Annotated in this window: 18 protein-coding genes; 10 read left to right on the top strand and 8 right to left on the bottom strand. The window is 63.9% G+C overall.

From position 1 onward, the window contains the following. Nucleotides 1-43: 43 nt before the first annotated feature. The 3 genes from PQR32_RS21780 to PQR32_RS21770 are packed head-to-tail and all read left to right on the top strand — an operon-like array spanning nt 44 to nt 2,039. Complete coding sequence (locus PQR32_RS21780; RefSeq protein WP_408231488.1) at nt 44-937, top strand: biotin--[acetyl-CoA-carboxylase] ligase; 894 nt, start codon at nt 44-46, stop codon at nt 935-937. Continuing rightward, the gene (locus PQR32_RS21775) at nt 934-1,746 is read left to right on the top strand and encodes a type III pantothenate kinase (RefSeq protein WP_408231485.1); all 813 of its coding nucleotides are present in this window, start codon (nt 934-936) and stop codon (nt 1,744-1,746) included. Before PQR32_RS21780 ends, PQR32_RS21775 begins: the two co-directional genes overlap by 4 nt. A gap of 53 nt (nt 1,747-1,799) precedes the next feature. Beyond that, complete coding sequence (locus tag PQR32_RS21770) at nt 1,800-2,039, top strand: hypothetical protein (protein ID WP_408231482.1); 240 nt, start codon at nt 1,800-1,802, stop codon at nt 2,037-2,039. Nucleotides 2,040-2,129: 90 nt separating this feature from the next. Here PQR32_RS21770 and rfaE2 read toward each other — a convergent pair whose 3' ends face one another. From rfaE2 to PQR32_RS21735, 7 genes are all read right to left on the bottom strand, one after another. After that, the gene (gene rfaE2, locus PQR32_RS21765) at nt 2,130-2,612 is read right to left on the bottom strand and encodes a D-glycero-beta-D-manno-heptose 1-phosphate adenylyltransferase (RefSeq protein WP_012431554.1); all 483 of its coding nucleotides are present in this window, start codon (nt 2,610-2,612) and stop codon (nt 2,130-2,132) included. 154 nt (nt 2,613-2,766) lie between these two features. Continuing rightward, entirely contained in the window at nt 2,767-3,639 is an 873-nt protein-coding gene (locus PQR32_RS21760; RefSeq protein ID WP_007179525.1) for a ferritin family protein, read from the bottom strand. A 196-nt stretch (nt 3,640-3,835) separates the two neighbouring features. Next, complete coding sequence (locus PQR32_RS21755) at nt 3,836-4,240, bottom strand: hypothetical protein (RefSeq protein ID WP_408231478.1); 405 nt, start codon at nt 4,238-4,240, stop codon at nt 3,836-3,838. After that, complete coding sequence (locus PQR32_RS21750) at nt 4,206-5,021, bottom strand: PhaM family polyhydroxyalkanoate granule multifunctional regulatory protein (RefSeq protein WP_408231475.1); 816 nt, start codon at nt 5,019-5,021, stop codon at nt 4,206-4,208. Before PQR32_RS21750 ends, PQR32_RS21755 begins: the two co-directional genes overlap by 35 nt. An 82-nt stretch (nt 5,022-5,103) precedes the next feature. Beyond that, on the bottom strand, nt 5,104-5,991 hold the full coding sequence (locus PQR32_RS21745; RefSeq protein ID WP_408231473.1) for an enoyl-CoA hydratase/isomerase family protein: 888 nt from the start codon (nt 5,989-5,991) through the stop codon (nt 5,104-5,106). Nucleotides 5,992-6,040: 49 nt separating this feature from the next. Further along, the gene (locus PQR32_RS21740) at nt 6,041-7,276 is read right to left on the bottom strand and encodes an ABC transporter substrate-binding protein (protein ID WP_408231470.1); all 1,236 of its coding nucleotides are present in this window, start codon (nt 7,274-7,276) and stop codon (nt 6,041-6,043) included. Between the two features lie 252 nt (nt 7,277-7,528). Beyond that, nucleotides 7,529-8,512 (bottom strand): fumarylacetoacetate hydrolase family protein, encoded by a 984-nt coding sequence (locus PQR32_RS21735; protein WP_408231467.1) that lies wholly within the window; start codon nt 8,510-8,512, stop codon nt 7,529-7,531. Between the two features lie 128 nt (nt 8,513-8,640). Here PQR32_RS21735 and PQR32_RS21730 point away from each other — a divergent pair, with 128 nt between their 5' ends. The 7 genes from PQR32_RS21730 (at nt 8,641) to PQR32_RS21700 (ending at nt 16,952) form a co-directional block, all read left to right on the top strand. Then, nucleotides 8,641-9,534: an IclR family transcriptional regulator gene (locus PQR32_RS21730; RefSeq protein ID WP_408231464.1), complete on the top strand. Its 894-nt coding sequence runs from the start codon at nt 8,641-8,643 to the stop codon at nt 9,532-9,534. A gap of 279 nt (nt 9,535-9,813) precedes the next feature. Further along, nucleotides 9,814-11,076, top strand: a complete 1,263-nt coding sequence (locus PQR32_RS21725; RefSeq protein ID WP_408231461.1) for a DUF3108 domain-containing protein — start codon at nt 9,814-9,816, stop codon at nt 11,074-11,076. A 185-nt stretch (nt 11,077-11,261) separates the two neighbouring features. Next, nucleotides 11,262-12,050: an alpha/beta fold hydrolase gene (locus tag PQR32_RS21720; RefSeq protein ID WP_408231458.1), complete on the top strand. Its 789-nt coding sequence runs from the start codon at nt 11,262-11,264 to the stop codon at nt 12,048-12,050. A 117-nt stretch (nt 12,051-12,167) separates the two neighbouring features. After that, the gene (locus PQR32_RS21715) at nt 12,168-12,425 is read left to right on the top strand and encodes a BTH_I0359 family protein (protein ID WP_007179533.1); all 258 of its coding nucleotides are present in this window, start codon (nt 12,168-12,170) and stop codon (nt 12,423-12,425) included. Between the two features lie 285 nt (nt 12,426-12,710). After that, a complete protein-coding gene (locus PQR32_RS21710) occupies nt 12,711-13,781 on the top strand; it encodes a homocysteine S-methyltransferase family protein (RefSeq protein ID WP_408231455.1) in 1,071 nt (356 codons plus the stop codon). Nucleotides 13,782-13,865: 84 nt separating this feature from the next. Then, complete coding sequence (gene metH, locus PQR32_RS21705) at nt 13,866-16,583, top strand: methionine synthase (protein WP_408231452.1); 2,718 nt, start codon at nt 13,866-13,868, stop codon at nt 16,581-16,583. Nucleotides 16,584-16,742: 159 nt separating this feature from the next. Next, entirely contained in the window at nt 16,743-16,952 is a 210-nt protein-coding gene (locus PQR32_RS21700) for a hypothetical protein (protein WP_012431543.1), read from the top strand. Nucleotides 16,953-17,094: 142 nt separating this feature from the next. Here the strand turns inward: PQR32_RS21700 and PQR32_RS21695 are convergent, their stop codons facing one another. Beyond that, nucleotides 17,095-17,421, bottom strand: coding sequence for a DUF1840 domain-containing protein (locus PQR32_RS21695; protein WP_408231449.1), 327 nt, complete (start codon nt 17,419-17,421; stop codon nt 17,095-17,097). Nucleotides 17,422-17,836 lie beyond the last annotated feature (415 nt).

Below are 17,836 nucleotides of genomic sequence, written 5' to 3'. Positions count from 1 at the left end.
TGCACGCGGGCTCACGCGCTTCGCTGTCGCTACAATATGAACCATGAACACCTTCAAGACTCCCTCCCAAGGCGACTGGCGCATCGACCGCGAGCGCGCCGTCGCCCTGTTCGGCCCTCACGCGCACGACTGGCCGATCGAAATCGTCGAGGAAACCGGCTCGACCAACGCCGACCTGATGGCGCGCGTCAAAGCGCTGCCGCGCAAGGCCGGCGCGCTGCCGCGGCCGATCGTGCGGGTCGCGTATCTGCAGACCGCCGGACGTGGCCGCCGTGGCCGTCCGTGGTATGCGGAGCCGGGCAATGCGCTGCTGTTTTCGGTGGCCTGCGTGCTGCCGCGTCCGCTCGAAGGGCTCGCGGGCCTGAGTCTCGCGGTGGGCGTCGCGCTGGTCGACGGGCTGCGCTCGCTGCCGATCGCCGGCCCCGGTCAGATCGCGCTGAAGTGGCCGAACGACGTCCTGCTCGAAGGCGACAAGCTGGCCGGCATCCTGATCGAGACCGCGTGGAGCACCGACGACGCCAGCGCGGTGGTGATCGGCATCGGCACCAATGTGAAGGGCGCGGATGAACTGGCCGCCAAGGTCGGCGCGCTGAATGCCGGCGTGCCGCCGCAGGCGCGCGGCACCGCGCCGACCGCACTGCAGCGCGCGCTGCCCAACGCCAACCTCACCGACACGCTCGCCGCCGAACTGAACGCACTCGAGCCGGCCTTGCAGCGCTTCGGCGCTGAAGGCTTCGCGCCGTTCCAGGCGCGCTGGAACGCGGTGCACGCCTACGCAGGCCGCGAAGTGGTGTTGCTGGAACAGGGCGAAGAACAGATGCGCGGCGTGGCGGCGGGCGTCGACGAGCGCGGCCAGTTGCTGCTCGACACGGCGACCGGCCGCGAGACCATCGCGACCGGCGACGTCTCGCTGCGTCTGGCCGACGGTGCCGCATGACGAGCGGCGCGCCCTGGTTGTTGATCGACGCGGGCAATAGCCGCATCAAGTGGGCGCTGGTGCAGGCGGATGGTTCGCAGATCGCGGCCGGCGGCCTGACGCACGGCGGCGCGGATCAGCCGGACTGGTCGGACTTGCCGATGCCCGGTGGCGCATGGTTGTCGAATGTCGCGGGCGAAAACGTCGCGGCGCGGATTGCCGCATTGCTCAACGCCCGCTGGCCGCAACTGCCGCTCACGACGATTCGCGCCTGCGCGCAGCAATGCGGCGTGACCAACAGCTACACCACGCCGCATGCGCTCGGCAGCGACCGCTGGGCCGGCATGATCGGCGCGCACGCGGCGTTTCCCGGCGAACATCTGCTGATTGCGACGTTCGGCACGGCGACGACGCTCGAAGCATTGCGTGCGGACGGCGCCTTTGTCGGTGGCCTGATTGCGCCGGGCTGGAGCTTGATGATGCGCTCGCTGGGCGAGCACACGGCGCAACTACCGACGCTCGACGCCCACGCGGCGCGCGGTCTGCTCGACGGCAGCATGCCCGATACAGCGCGCCGCGGCCCGTTCTTCGCGACGGATACGCCGCGCTCGCTATCCGCGGGTTGCACGCTGGCGCAAGCGGGCTTGATCGAGCGGATGTGGCGCGATCTGCGGGATGAATGGCACGTGCCGGTGCGACTCGTGGTCAGCGGCGGCGCCGTGGACGAAGTGGCGAGCGCGCTGAAAGTGCCGCATACTCGCCACGATTCGCTCGTGCTGTCCGGTCTTGCGCTGATTGCTGCCGAGCGCGTCATGGAACGCGGCAACTGAATCGCGGCCATAGGGATAACGGCGGCTCAACTTCTGGACGGGGAAAACCAACAATGCTGCGCTGGCTGATCGCCATATTGTTTCTTGCCAACATGCTGGCATTCGTCGCGGTGCGCGGCGTTTTCGGCCCGACGCCCACAGCCGGCGGACGCGAGCCCAACCATTTGAACCGCCAGGTTCATCAGGAATGGTTGAAGGTGCAGCCGGTCACGGCGTCCGAAGCCGCCGATCAGGCCGTTGTAGGCGGCCCGGCGCCGGTGGCGCCGATCGCGGCGTCCGCGCTATCGCAGTAACGCAGGCGCTCACGCAGCGAGCGCGCTGGTTCCGCGGGAGGCGACACGAGACGCGAACTTGATACGTCGCTCGCGCGGCGGTTAGCCTTTTTAGCCCTGCGTACGAACTTTCTTCAGTAGTGCGGTAGTGGAGCGGTCGTGCTCGAAGGGAATCGCCAACGCCTTACCGCCCCAGCTTCGCACGATGGCCGACTCGGGCAACACGTCCATGTCGTAGTCGCCGCCCTTCACGAGCACGTCCGGCCGCACCGCCGAAATCAACTCGACGGGCGTCTTTTCGCCAAAGCACACCACGTAGTCGACACTCTCCAGCGCCGCCAGCAAGGCCATACGGTCAGCCTCGTTATTGATGGGCCGGTCGTCGCCTTTGCCGAGCATGCGCACTGACGCATCGCTATTCACGCCGACGATCAGGCAAGCGCCCAAAGCCTTCGCATCGGCGAGATAGGTCACATGCCCGCGATGCAGGATATCGAACACGCCGTTGGTAAACACCACCGGCGCGTTCAGCGAAGGACGCAGCGTCACCAGTGCATCGCGCGTCAGAATCTTGCGTTCAAAAATGGCAGCCATGGAGGAATCGGAAAGGACAGGAAGGTGCCGTCACGATACACGATGGGTCGCATGAAACAAAACGGCCTGGCGCACATAAGCGTGCCAGGCCGTTCTTTTTCAAACCAGTTCGCAGCGCGCGGCGCCGCGAACCCGAGTCACATGCTCACGATCATCAGGCCGGCTGTTCAGCCGACTTCTGCTCGGCCTGCAGACGCGCGACCACTTCCTTGCGGTAGCGGTTCAGTTCCTGCGCCGTGTTGAACGTGCGCTCAAACAGAATGGACAGGTTGTGCAGAATACGCTCGACCACCTTCTTTTCCCAGCCGTCGTCGAAACGGATCTGTTCGTCGAGCCAGCGTTCGAGCCATTCCGGATCCGGCAGACGCGATTGAATCGTGTCGCGCGGGAACAGTGCCTGGTTCACGTGCAGGTTGGTCGGGTGCAGCGGTTTTTCCGTGCGGCGAGCCGATGCCATCAGGACACCGATCTTCGCGAACGCGGCACGCGCGATATCGCCGGTTTGCGCCATCGCCTTCTTCATGTAGCGCAGATATGCTCCGCCATGACGCGCTTCGTCGCGCGAGATGGTTTCGTAGATGTGCTTGATGACCGGCTCGGTGTGCCATTCGGCTGCACGGCGATACCAGTGATTCAGGCGGATTTCGCCGCAGAAGTGGAGCATCAGCGTTTCGAGCGGCGGCGCCGGATCGAATTCGAAGCGCACGGCGTGCAGCTCCTCTTCGGTCGGACACATTTCCGGCTTGAAGCGGCGCAGATATTCCATCAGCACCAGCGAATGCTTCTGTTCTTCGAAGAACCACACGCTCATGAACGCGGAGAAATCGCTGTCGTGATGGTTGTCACGCAGAAACATTTCCGTGGCGGGCAACGCCGACCATTCGGTGATCGCGTTCATCTTGATCGTCGCTGCCTGCTCGTCGGTCAATAGCGATGCATCGAACTTGTCCCAGGGAATGTCTTTCTCCATGTCCCATCGAACGGATTCGAGCGATTTATAAAGTTCCGGATAAAGCATGGTGTTCATAGTCCCACCCCTGTTCTGCGCATACTGTGTGTGTCTGTTGCTGCTACGTGTAGCACTTTTGCTCACGACGAACGGATCGCACCCATATGTGCACCGTTTGCCGGCCAAGCATTCAATTTTACGCGGTAATCGGCCGCCCAGATGCACCTGGCGGCAAAGAAGTCCAGGCATTTGCGCCTGCGCGACTACCCCTACGTTACGCGCGGCGCGGCCAACCGTGGGTGAGGGATACCCTGTGCCTGAGGTCGAGCCAGTTTGCGATGAAAACCGCATCGTCCAGCCCTGCGCCGGTGTTGCCGGCGGTGAATGGAGCAAGGGCGGCTGGATTGGTAGTTTTCAGCGCACGCCCAAAAGCCAAATTAAGCTTACACAATGATAGCACGCTGACCTGGCCGAACCCGCGCCGTAACAGCCGCAATTCCGGTGCCCGGCTGACCTTGCGCAACAAAATCGCGCGATTCGCGGAGTGTGGCCGACGATCGGGGTCAAAACCATGACAGACGGCGAACTCGCGTTTCTGTGCGGCTTCGATACCCGCGCCGCGCCAGCGCGTTTCATTCCTGCCTTTAAATAGACTTTTTCGTGGTTTTCGGGCTGGCACTTGCGCCGCTCGTGCGCTTCGTGGCGGCCGGCGCCCGCTTCGCCGCCGGTCGTTTGGCCGCGGACTCCGCAGTTTCCTCGTCTCGCGCCGACGCCTGCGCCGCGTTGGACTCTGGCTCGCCGCCGGCAGCCGAAGCGGCCGCCTCGTCGGGCTCAAAATCAGAGGCCTCGGCACCCGCACCGGCGGCCGGCGGTTGCGTCATCGCGAACTGGGCAATCTGGTTGAACTGGGATTGCAGCAGATTCCACCACGCGGATGCGTCGAATGGCGGCGTGGCGGGCGCCTCCTCTTCCCCGCCGGCCGACTCCTCAGCCGACGAAGCGGCGCTCGCCGAAGCAGCTTGCGCTGGCGCCGGGGCAGGCGCCGCCGGATGTGGCCAGCCCGTGGCCGGCGCGGGACTCGGCGCGGCCGACTCCGCTGCGGGTTGCGCCATCGACGACTGCGCGAAAGCGCCGAACGCGCGCAGTGTCGCGAGCGTCGCGCGCTGCACTTCGAGCGCCTGAATCGCGGACTGCAGCATGCTCAGATTCAGCTTGAGCCATTGCTCGACCGCGCGCATGTCGGTGATGCGCTTGTCGAGTTCCTCGACGTTGGTGAGCGGCGCCATCATGTCGGACATCATCGAGAGCGAGGGGCTGAGGCCGCCGCCTGGTTGCGCGCCGGAAAAAGCTGAGCCGAACGGCGAGAGCCGCATCATTCCCCACATGCGTTCGAGCATTTCAGCGGGCGGAAAACCGGGAAAGCCGGGAAAGGGCGGCGTGGAGTGAGAAGTATCGGTCATGGTTGTCGCCTCGCTACGTCAAGTAAGGAAGGGGCGCCGTCCCGCGCGCGTCTGATTCGATCATACCGTGCGGGAAGCGGCCTCAGGAGCGTTCGCCGCCTGTTGCGCCGCCGTTCGAGGGCGGTGCGCGCCACGGGTCGGCGCCGCCGAAATCCGGCGCGCGCCGCTCACGCAGCGAGTTCACGCCTTCGCGCACATCCGGCCCGGCAAAGCCCATGAATTCCAGCGCGAGCGACGTATCGAACGCCGGTCCCGCCGAGCGCAGCCAGTTGTTCAACGCGTACTTGGTCCAGCGAATCGCCGTTTGCGAGCCGTTGGCGAGCTTCTGCGCAACCTCGAATGCTTTGGGCAGCAGATCGTTTTCGTCGACGGCGAGCGAGACGAGGCCAATGCGCTCCGCCTCCTCGCCGCTCACCGGCTCGCACAGCATCAGGTAATACTTGGCTTTCGCCATGCCGCACAGCAGCGGCCAGACGATCGCCGCGTGATCGCCCGCGGCTACGCCCAGACGCGTATGGCCGTCGATGATGCGCGCCGTCTTCGTCGCGATCGAGATGTCGGCGAGCAGCCCCGCCACGAGCCCGGCACCCACCGCCGGTCCGTGCATGGCCGACACGACGGGCTTGCTGCAATTGATCACGTTGTAGACGAGATCGCGCGCCTCGCGCCATACCCTGGCGCGCACATCGAAATCGGTGGCCATGTCTTCGACGAGTTGCAGGTCGCCGCCAGCGGAAAAGCCGTTGCCTTCGCCGCGAATGATCGCCACACGCGTGTCGGGATCGCGGTCGATGTCGCGCCAGATCTCCGCGAGTTCGAAGTGCATGCGCGCGTTGGCGGTGGCGAGCGCGCTCTTGTTGGCGCCCTCGCCGCTCATCACGACTTCGAGCACGCCATGCGGATGGCGATGCAACTGGAGCGACTGGTAGTGCGCGTAAAACGCGTCGTTACGGTGTGGTGCCTGAGACATGATGAGCAATCCGTGTGTCGGTGTGTCGGTTGAACCGTGCCGCGTTGATTCAACGCGGCTGATAAACCCACTTCGCATTCTTGATTTCGACCATCACACGCGCCCGCTGATCGAGCCCGAGGTGATCCGTGGCGCTCATGTTGACGACGCCGTTGGTGTCCGCGAGACCGCGCGTCGCCTCGAGCGCATCGCGCAGCGCGCGGCGAAATTCCGGCGTGCCCGGCGCGCCGCTTTTCAGCGCGATCGGTACGGCATTGCCGAGCAGCATGCCCGCGTCCCACGTGTACGAGCCGAAGGCCGAGACACTGCCCGCGCCGCGCACCGCTTCGAAGCGCGCGATGTAGTCGAGCGCGAGCCGTTTCGCTGGATGATCCGCCGGCAGTTGTGCGGCGACCAGCACCGGACTCGCGGGCAGGAACGTGCCGTTGCAATCAGCGCCGCACACGCGCAGGAAGTCGTTATTCCCGACTCCGTGATTGTGATAGATCATCCCTTTGTAGCCGCGTTCCCTGAGCGTCTTCGGCGGCAAGGCGGCGGGCGTGCCGGCCGCGCCGACCACGACGGCGTCGGGATGCGTCGCGAGAATCTTGAGGACCTGGCCGGTCACGCTCGGATCGGTGCGATTGAAGCGCTCGCTCGCCACCATCTCGATGTGATGCAGTTGCGCGAACTTCGCGACCTCGGTGTAGAAGGTCTCGCCGAGCGCGTCGGCCTGGCCGATGAACGCGATGGTTTTGACGCCGTGCAGGCTGGCATGTTCGGCAATCGCCGACGCCATCATCGCGTCGGTTTGCGGCGTCTTGAAGACCCAGTGGCGCTTCGCATCCACGGGCTCGATGATCTTCGCCGACGACGCCAGCGAAATCATCGGCGTTTGACCTTCGGCGACCACGTCGATCATCGCCAGCGAATTCGGCGTGATCGACGAGCCGATGATCGCGTCGACGTGATTTTCGGAGATCAGCTTCTTGGTGTCCTGTACGGCCTGGGTTGTGTCGGACGCGTCGTCGAGCACGATGTATTCGACGCTCTGGCCACCGATCTGTTTGGGCAGCAACGCGACCGTATCGCGCGCGGGAATGCCGAGCGAGGCGGCCGGCCCGGTGAGCGACAACACGAGGCCGATTTTCACTTGCGCGAGCGCGATGCCGGGCAACACGCCGGCAAGCGCCGCGCATAACGCAACGGCGCGGCGCGCGACGCGATTGCGCGAGGGCGTCAGGTGCGGGGTGTTAGATGCGCGGGCGCGCCGGATTCCAGGCTCAAGAGATTCGATTCGCGGCATGCTGTCTCCTCACGTCGGTTTTTCGTTTTGATGTACCGCCGATGTCCCGGCTCATGCCCTGTTCATGTACCGTTCATACGCGGCTTCACGACGGTCCTGCGATGAACCCGCAGCCAGCCACCCCGGCCATGCCGTCGCGCCAGTCAGTGTAGCCGCGCGCACTCGCCGCGGCATCGGGCGAAACCCTTTCGGATCCGGCGCGGCGCGCTGCTGACTTGGCCGCAACGACGCGTTCCGCACAAAAGCGGTGCTTCAATCCAGCGGCGCGATACCCTGATCGATCGAACCGAAAATTGACTTGCCCGCTTCGTCGAACATTTCGATCTTCACCGTATCGCCGTACTTCATGAACTCGGTCCGCGGGGCGCCGTGCTCGATGGTTTCGAGGCAGCGCTTCTCGGCGATACAGCAATAGCCGCGCTTGGCATCCTTGTTCGACACCGTGCCCGAGCCGACGATCGCGCCCGCGCGCAGATTGCGCGTCTTCGCCGCGTGCGCGATCAACTGGCCGAAGTGAAACACCATGTCGGTGCCGGCGTCCGGCTGGCCGACTTTTTTGTTGTTCCAGTGGACGATCATCGGCCGATGCACGCGGCCTTCGCGCCAGTGTTCACCGAGTTCGTCGGGCGTCACCGCGACCGGCGCGAACGACGTGGCCGGCTTGCTCTGGAAAAAGCCGAAGCCCTTCGCGAGTTCGGCGGGAATCAGATTGCGCAGCGAGACGTCGTTGACGAGCGTGATCAGACGCACGCTTCTGAGCGCCTGGTCGGGCGTGGCGCCCATCGGCACATCGCTGGTGATCACGGCGACTTCCGCCTCGAAGTCGATACCGAATGCTTCGGACGCGCACAGCACGTCGTCTTTCGGCCCGATGAAGTCGTCGCTGCCGCCCTGATACATCAGTGGATCGGTCCAGAATTCCGGCGGCATTTCCGCGCCACGCGCGCGCCGCACCAGTTCGACATGGTTCACATACGACGAGCCGTCGGCCCATTGAAACGCGCGCGGCAGCGGCGCCATGCATTCCTTGGCGTCGAACGGGAAGGTGTTGCGCGCGCGGCCCTGATTGAGCGCGTCGTACAGATCGTGCAATTGCGGCGCGTAGAAGGCCCAGTCGTCGAGCACGCGTTGCAACGTGGGCGCGATCGCGTCGGCGACAGCCGCGGTGTGCAGGTCGCGGGACACGACGATCAGTTGGCCGTCGCGCGTGCCGTCCTTCAGCGTGGCAAGTTTCATAGAGGAATGAACCGTGTTAGTGACGATAGAGGGAATCTATTCTACGATGGTGAATCGGCGCGGCCCAAGTGCCCGCGATCTGCCTCATCCGTGTGTCACTTTTTGAATGCGCCGCGTGCGCCTCGCTCATGCCTCCAATTGCCCGCTCCGGCGCGATCCGTACCGACGCCGACTCCGCTGAACCGCCCGACCCAACCGAACCCGACGACGAAAGCGTCGAGAGCGGCGAGGAAAAGCTGCGCTCGGGCATTCAGTCGATCGAAGTCGGCTTCAAATTGCTCGACGTGCTGACCCATGAGCCGCGCGCCATGATGCTGCGCGATCTCGCCCAGCGTGCCGGCATGAGCCCGGCGAAAGCGCATCGCTATCTCGTGAGTTTTCTGCGCCTCGGTGTGGTGTCGCAAGACCCGCTGTCGGGCCGTTACGAGCTAGGCGGTTTCGCGTTGCAATTGGGACTCGCGCGGCTGGCTCGGGTCGACGGCGTCAAGCTCGCGCGCATCGCGCTGTCTGAATTGCGCGACCGGCTCGATCTCACCGTAGGCATCGCGGTATGGGGCAATCAGGGGCCGACCATGGTGCATTGGATGGAATCGAGCTATCCGGCGAAGGCGTCGCTGAAACTCGGCGATGTGATGCCGCTGCTCAGTTCCGCCACCGGCCTGCTGTTCGCCGCGTATCTGTCGTCGAGCAAGACCGCCGCGATGCTCGAACGCGAACTGGCCGATTCGCGCCGTTCGTCGCATATGGGCGCGCCCCGTACGCGCGACGAAGTCGAACAGGTTCTCGCGCAAGTGCGGGAGCATCAGGCGGCGCGCGTGGAAGGCATGTTGCTGCCGACCATTCACGCGTTCTGCATGCCGGTGTTCGACTCGACCGGCGAACTCGCGCTCGGCCTCGTCGCGCTCGGTCATGAAGGCGCGTTTGATATTCGCTGGGGCGGCGAGATCGATACGGCATTGCGCGAGTGCGCGCAAAAGCTCTCGTATGAGCTGGGGTATAGTGCGTCGCCACGCGACGAATAGGCGTGACGTTGCGCGGAGTGCGCTTGGCGCGTTGCAGGGTTTGAAGCGAACTCAGTCGGTGGGCACGGCGGCACGGCGCTGCATGTGCTGTTCCGGGTCTTGAACATGCGCGTGTTTTCACCCGCGCGGAACATCGCTCGCGGCTGTGCGGTCGAATCGGTTCACTGCCGGCCTCGTACGCATCAGGCATCAGGCCTGGCGCCTTTTTCGCATTAACCGCCGCTCGCGCGCGCTGCGCGTCAATCCCGAAGCTTTCCGTCCGCACTCATTCACTGACCGATGTCCTCTGCCCCCGCCACCCGCCGTTCCGATCGCACGCCGCCCAGCGGGCCGCGCACCGGTTTGCGCGTGTGGCGCTGGATCGTGGTGCTGTTGATCGTGGCCGTTTTGCACTGGATCGCCGCGCAATGGGTCGAGCGCAATCGCGCGACGCTCAATCCCTCGGACAATGAGCATGTGCCCGTGCAAGTCGCGTTGCTGACGCCCGAACGTATCGAACGCAAACCGGCCACCGCTGCGTCACCCGCGCCCGAACCGGCTGCGGCGCGCCACGCCGCGGCGAGCAAACCGCGCGAACATGTTCTAACTGCCCTGCAGCCGGCAAAGCAAGCCGCGCCGGCGGCACCTGCCGCGGTATCTGACGCCGTGGCAAGCGCCCCGGCCGCAGCAGGCCCCAACGCGGTCAATGCCGCCGCCAGCGCAGCGAGCGCGCCGCAAGCGTCGCCCGGTGTGAAGTTCTCCGTCCCGCCATCGGGCGAACTGCAGTACGACACGTTCTATAACGGCGTGCGCAACCAGCCCGGTACGATCCACTGGAGCAGCAGCGCGCAAAGCTACGAAATGGTGGTCTCCGTGCCGCTGCCTTTCGTCGGCACATTCGTGTATTCGAGCCATGGCCGTATCGACGCATTCGGCCTCGCACCGGACCAGTACGTCGAAAAGCGCGGCCGCCGGCCGGAGGACATCGCAATCTTCAACCGCACTGACAAAAAGATCGCTTTTACGCGCACCCCGACCACGCTGCCGTTGCCCGAGGGCGCGCAGGACCGTTTCAGCATGGTGATGCAACTCGCCAGCCTCGTGCGCGGCGACCCGGGCGCCTACAAGCCGGGCGTGACGCGGCAGTTCTTCGTGGTAGACAACGACAGCGGCGAAAACTGGCCGGTCGAGACGATTGGCGACGAAACCATCCGCACGGCCCAAGGTTTCCTCGACACGCGCCATTTCAAGCGCCTGCCCCGCCGTGATGGTGATTTGCGCCGCATCGACGTGTGGCTTGCGCCATCGCTCGGCTGGCTGCCTGCGCGGATCGTCCAGACGGAACCGAACGGCACGCAATTCGAACTGGTGTGGCGTGGCAAGCTCAATGCCGACACGGCCGACAGCGCGCCCAACAGCAATGGCGACGCGAGCACGGCTTCCCCTGACATTTCGACCAGCCCTTCAGCTCCGGCAGCATCGGCAGTGACGCCCGAGGCCACGCCCTCGCCACCGGTCGATTCGACCGATCCCGCCAACACACCCGGCATCATCAAACCCTGAGCGACGAACCCGAACAAGGTCTCCATCAGATCGGCGAAACTTCCGCAACGCAGCTGACTCGCACCACCTGCTGCAACTGTTCGCGCCTATGCTGCGTATATAGATCAGCCGTATAGCCCAGACCAGATGGGACTCAGCGCGCGCGAATGGATCCTTCCACTGCGTTCCCCTTCAAAGGAGCCCGCATGCAAGTGAACATCAACGGTATAGAGACGCGCTATGTGCTGAGCAACGAGGGCGGCGGCCCGTGGCTGACGTTCATCCACCAGCTTGGCGGCGATTTGTCGGTTTGGGACCAACTTGCCGGCTATTTCCGCGACGACTACACCGTGCTGCGCTACGACGTGCGCGGCCATGGCAAGACCGCCGCATCCGGCGCGCCCTTCAGCATCGCCGATCTGTCACACGATCTCGCCACGCTGCTCGATGCACTCGACGCACCCAGTACGCATCTGGTCGGCATGTCGATGGGCGGCATGATCGCGCAGCAATTCACACTCGATCATCCCGCGCGCGTCGACTCCTTGACGATCGCCGACAGCAGCGGCGGCACGCCGCAGGAAGCCCGTGCCACGTGGGATCAGCGTGCCGCGGCGGCCCGCCGCGACGGTATGACGCCGCTCGTGCCCGCGACATTGAGCCGCTGGCTGACGCCCGATTTTCAGGCCGCGCATCCCGAAGCGGTCGAGCAGATCCGCGACGTGTTGACCCACACGTTGTCAGAAGGCTACGCCATGGCGTGCGAAGCCCTGCGCGATTTCGACGTACGCAGTAAGCTGGGAGCAATCCGATGCCCAACATTGACCGTGGCGGGCCGCCACGACACGGGCACGCCGCCTGCTTCTACACAGGCAATAGCAGACGCCATCGAAGGCGCACGTTTCGAACTGCTGGATGCCGCTCATCTCGCGCCCATCGAGCAATCTCACCGTTTTGCTGCACTGCTTGAAACGTTTCTTGAAAGGCCGGTCTAACCGGTAGGTTCGGGACTTTACAAGCGTCAATCCGGACCCACCCCTTGAATTCCAAACCATACGCTCCACCTATGGCGCAGGAATGGCCAGGAGCCAACGGAAATAAGGAGTGTCGCCATGCAAATGATCTACAACAGCCCCAACTATTGTGTCGTCGAGTTTCCGCCACAGGAAGGCCCGCTGGCCATGAAGTCCGGCGGCTACGAGATCGTCGACAAAAACATGCAGCGTGAGATCTATATCGACGGAGCAATGGCGGCGCGTTTTCGCGAGCACGTGCAGAAGCTGATCGAAGAGGAACCGTCGCTGGACGAAGTAGACGAATTCCTCGGCCAGTTCGACAGCCTGATGCATCAACCGGTGATTCTTCACTAACCGCAAGGTTCGATTTAACGTTTTTGGCGACAGATATCGACCGCGCCGTCCGGCCCCGTAACTGGGCAAACCGGCGGCTTTTACAAGTCGGTCGGCAAATATGAAGCGGCCCAGCAGGCTTTTGCCTCGCTGGGCCGTTTTCTTTGCCGTGCCACCTCAACGTTGCGTTTTATGCAGCGCGCCTCGACAGCCCGTGTAGCTGCCTCGCCCGCGCCGGGCGGATCTGTCCGGCAGCGGCTACAATGACAGGTTTCCCGAAAAAGCCGGCGCAAGCCCTCGTCCGCCATGAACCAGCCTGCTCAAACCGCCACGCCAGTCCGTCCCGACGCCGCCTACACGCGCGGCACGGCGCTGCCCGCGCTGCTCAAGTCGCGCATCCTGATCCTGGACGGCGCAATGGGCACGATGATCCAGCGCTACAAGCTCGACGAAGCCCGCTACCGCGGCGAGCGCTTCAAGGACTACGGGCGCGACATCAAGGGCAACAACGAGCTGTTGTCGATCACGCAGCAGCAGATCATCAGCGAGATCCACGAGCAGTATCTGGCGGCGGGCGCGGACATCATCGAAACCAACACGTTCGGTGCGACCACGGTCGCCCAGGCGGACTACGGCATGGAAGCGCTCGCGATCGAGATGAATCTCGAGTCGGCGAAACTGGCTCGTGCCGCGTGCGACAAGTATTCGACGCCCGACAAGCCGCGCTTCGTAGCCGGCGCGATCGGACCGACGCCGAAGACCGCGAGCATTTCGCCTGACGTGAACGATCCGGGCGCGCGCAACGTGACGTTCGACGAACTGCGCGCGGCCTATTACGAGCAGGCCAAGGCCTTACTCGATGGCGGCGCGGACCTGTTTCTCGTCGAGACCATTTTCGACACGCTCAATGCGAAGGCTGCGCTGTTTGCGCTCGACGAACTGTTTGAAGACACCGGCGAGCGTTTGCCGATCATGATCTCGGGCACGGTCACCGATGCGTCGGGCCGCATTCTGTCGGGGCAAACGGTTGAAGCGTTCTGGAACTCGCTGCGTCATGCGAAGCCGCTCACGTTTGGTTTGAACTGCGCGTTGGGCGCGGCTTTGATGCGCCCGTATATCGCCGAATTGGCCAAGCTTTGCGACACCTACGTATCGTGCTATCCGAACGCTGGCTTGCCGAATCCGATGAGCGATACGGGCTTCGACGAGCTGCCCGCGGATACGTCGGGTCTACTGAAGGAATTCGCGCAGGCCGGGCTTGTGAATATCGCCGGCGGTTGCTGTGGCACGACGCCGGAGCATATTGCGGCGATTGCGCAGGCGCTGGCTGAAGTGAAGCCGCGCCAATGGCCGACGCAGTACCGCGACGCAGCTTGAGTCCAGCCGCGCCTCACTGAGCCGTCGCCGCACTTCCGCTATCGAACACGACGCACTTAATCGCAGCAATCGAGCACATACGCCATGACCGATCACACCATGCGCCTTTCCGGCCTCGAGCCGTTCAACGTCACGTCCGGGACGCTTTTCATCAACGTCGGTGAACGCACCAACGTGACCGGCTCGAAGGCGTTCGCGCGAATGATCCTGAACGACCAGTTCGACGACGCGGTCGCGGTCGCGCGCCAGCAGGTCGAGAACGGCGCGCAGGTCATCGACGTCAACATGGACGAGGCGATGCTCGATTCGAAAGCGGCGATGGTGCGCTTCATGAATCTGATCGCGTCGGAACCGGATATCGCGCGCGTGCCGATCATGATCGACTCGTCGAAGTGGGAAGTGATCGAAGCGGGCCTGAAATGCGTGCAAGGCAAAGCGATCGTCAACTCGATCTCGCTGAAGGAAGGCGAAGACGCGTTCCGCCACCACGCGAACCTGATTCGCCGCTACGGCGCGGCCGCGGTGGTGATGGCCTTCGACGAAAAAGGTCAGGCCGATACCTTCGAACGCAAGACGCAGATCTGCAAGCGCTCGTATGATTTCCTCGTGAACGAAGTCGGCTTCCCGCCGGAAGACATCGTCTTCGACCCAAACATCTTCGCGATCGCAACTGGCATCGAAGAGCACAACAACTACGCCGTCGACTTCATCAACGCTACGCGCTGGATCAAAGAGAATCTGCCGTACGCGAAGGTGAGCGGCGGCGTGTCGAACGTGTCGTTCTCGTTCCGCGGCAACGATCCTGTGCGCGAAGCGATCCACACCGTGTTCCTCTATCACGCGATCCAGGCGGGGATGGACATGGGCATCGTCAACGCGGGCCAGCTCGGCGTGTATGCCGACCTCGATCCGGAGTTGCGCGAGCGTGTCGAAGACGTCGTGTTGAACCGTCGTGAAGACGGCACCGACCGGCTGCTCGAAATCGCCGACAAGTTCAAGACCGGCGCTGCGAAGAAGGAAGAGAACCTCGAGTGGCGCAACCAGCCGGTCGAGAAGCGTCTGTCGCATGCGCTCGTGCATGGCATCACCAACTTCATCGTCGAAGACACCGAGGAAGTCCGCGCGAAAATCGCCGCGGATGGCGGCCGCCCGATCAACGTGATCGAAGGCCCGCTGATGGACGGCATGAATATCGTCGGTGACCTGTTCGGTCAGGGCAAGATGTTCCTGCCGCAAGTGGTGAAGTCGGCGCGCGTGATGAAGCAGGCCGTCGCGCATCTGATTCCGTACATCGAAGAAGAAAAGAAGCTGATGGCCGAAGCCGGCGCCGACGTGCGCGCGAAGGGCAAGATCGTCATCGCCACGGTGAAGGGCGACGTGCACGATATCGGCAAGAACATCGTGTCGGTGGTGCTTCAGTGCAATAACTTCGAAGTGGTCAACATGGGCGTGATGGTCTCCTGCAACGACATTCTCGCCAAGGCGAAGGTCGAAGGCGCGGACATCATCGGGCTCTCCGGGCTGATCACGCCGAGCCTCGAAGAGATGGCGTATGTCGCCTCGGAAATGCAGCGCGACGACTACTTCCGCATCAAGAAGATTCCGCTGCTGATCGGCGGCGCGACCACCTCGCGCGTGCACACCGCCGTGAAGATCGCGCCGCATTACGAAGGGCCCGTGGTCTACGTACCGGACGCGTCGCGCTCGGTCTCCGTGGCGTCGAGCCTGCTGTCCGACGAGGGCGCCGCGAAGTACCTCGACGAACTCAAGTCCGATTACGACCGGATCCGCGATCAGCACGCCAACAAGAAGGCGCAGCCCATGGTCACTTTGGCCGAAGCCCGCGCCAACAAGACCAAGGTCGACTGGGCGGGTTATCAGCCGGTCAAGCCGAAGTTCATCGGCCGCCGCGTGTTCAAGAATTTCGATCTGAGCGACCTGGCGAACTATATCGACTGGGGTCCGTTCTTCCAGACGTGGGACCTGGCTGGCCCGTATCCGGCCATTCTGAACGATGAGATCGTCGGCGAATCCGCGCGGCGCGTGTTTTCGGACGGCAAGTCGATGCTCGCGCGCCTGATCCAGGGCCGCTGGCTGCAAGCGAACGGCGTGATCGCGCTGCTGCCGGCCAACACCGTGAACGACGACGACATCGAAATCTACACGGACGAATCGCGCTCCGAAGTCGCGCTCACGTGGCGCAATCTGCGCCAGCAAAGCGTGCGTCCTGTGGTGGACGGCGTGATGCGGCCGAACCGCTCGCTTGCCGACTTCATCGCGCCGAAGGACTCGGGCGTGGCCGACTACATCGGCATGTTCGCGGTGACGGCAGGTCTGGGCGTCGACGTGAAAGAAAAGCAGTTCGAAAAGGATCACGACGACTACAGCGCGATCATGCTCAAGGCACTCGCCGACCGCTTCGCCGAAGCCTTCGCCGAAGCGCTGCATGCGCGCGTGCGGCGCGACCTGTGGGGCTACGCGAACGCCGAAACGCTCTCCAACGAGGACCTGATCGCGGAAAAGTATCACGGCATCCGTCCAGCGCCCGGCTATCCGGCCTGCCCGGATCACCTGGTGAAGCGCGATATGTTCGACGTGCTGCAAGCCACCGATATCGGCATGAGCGTAACCGAATCGCTGGCCATGCTGCCGGCGGCGAGCGTCTCCGGTTTCTATCTGGCGCATCCGGACAGCACTTACTTCTCGGTCGGCAAGATCGGCCAGGACCAGTTGGAAGACTACGCAAAGCGCATGTCGCTGTCGAAAACGGATGCGGAACGGGCCTTGGCGCCTTTGCTGTAAGCCGTCGGACGTGGCGGGAAACCCACTATATCGGCCTTGAAAGACTGAATATTTGCGGCAACGTAATTTTCGGCTTTGTAGACTGAGGCGGCTTGACCCCGCCAGACGCGGCCAAAACGCGTCGGCTTACTAATTGCAATCGTCAACGGAGAAAATCGTATGAAGAAGCTGACGCTGTTGTTGACCGCTGTTTCGCTTGCCTTGGGCGCCACGGCGGCGCTGGCCCAGCCCGCCGCGCCTGGCGGTTCCAGCTCGGTCAGTTCGTATTCGCCGCCCACGGTGAAACACGTCAAGAAACCGAAGAAACAGAAAGCGAAGAAGGGTGCGTCGGCTCCCGCAGCCGCGCCGGCGGACGCCGCCAGCCAGTAAGCAGCACGGCAGCGCCGGTCGGTCTGGATCTCTGAACGACAAAGAGCCCGCATCGAGCGGGCTCTTTTCATTGGAGCACAAGGTTCGCGCCGCCGGGCGCCGCGGCTCTTTCGAACGCGGCGCACAGCGGTTCAGCGCCGGATCAGATACCCCAGACGATATCCGCGTTTTCCTTCCGCGCCGCGCGCAGCATGTCGAGGAACGGATACGCGCGCTGCGCGAGTCCCGGCGGAATCTCGTGATGCTCGTGGCCGTCTTCGCCTTCGTGGAAATGGCCGTCGTGCTCGGCACGTTCCTGCTTGTCGACGGAAATCGCTGCCTCGAGTTTATCGATGGCCGGGCCCAGTTCGTCGTGAGTGATGACGCCACGTTCACCCAGCCGCTTGCCGACGATGCCGACGAGGTACTGGGCAAGATTTTCCAGCATCATCACGTCCGGGCTGGCGCGGCATTTGAAAGTAATCAACATGACTGTTCCCTTTTTCGTTATGTTGGATTGGCGCGCGAGCGGCTCAAAGGCGGCTGCCAGCGCGCGTTACGTTGGCTCGCCGATCAGGCCCGGCGGCCACGGCCCTTGGTGGGCATCTCATTGAACATATTAGCACCTGCTAAAATCCGTCTGGACGGAAAAGCGTGCCGCCATGCGCCGCGCGCGGCGAAGCCCAGGTAGCGTGGCTCGGCCGGTTGGGCGCAACCTGCATACCGCGCCAGCCAACGCCACGGCAGGCCGCCGCGCACCGCACCTGATGCGTTGCAGGCAACGTGCCTGATACCGCACCCATTGCGACCGCTGCGCTTCGGCAAATGCATGCCGCTTTCCACGCTTCTGACGAACCGGACGCGCCGGCCGCGCGGCCGGCGCCGCGCCCGCCCCCCCCGCCGGG

The sequence above is a fragment of the Paraburkholderia dipogonis genome (genome assembly GCF_046027395.1).
Lineage (GTDB): Bacteria > Pseudomonadota > Gammaproteobacteria > Burkholderiales > Burkholderiaceae > Paraburkholderia > Paraburkholderia dipogonis_A.
This window is presented reverse-complemented; position numbering and strand designations above follow the sequence as displayed.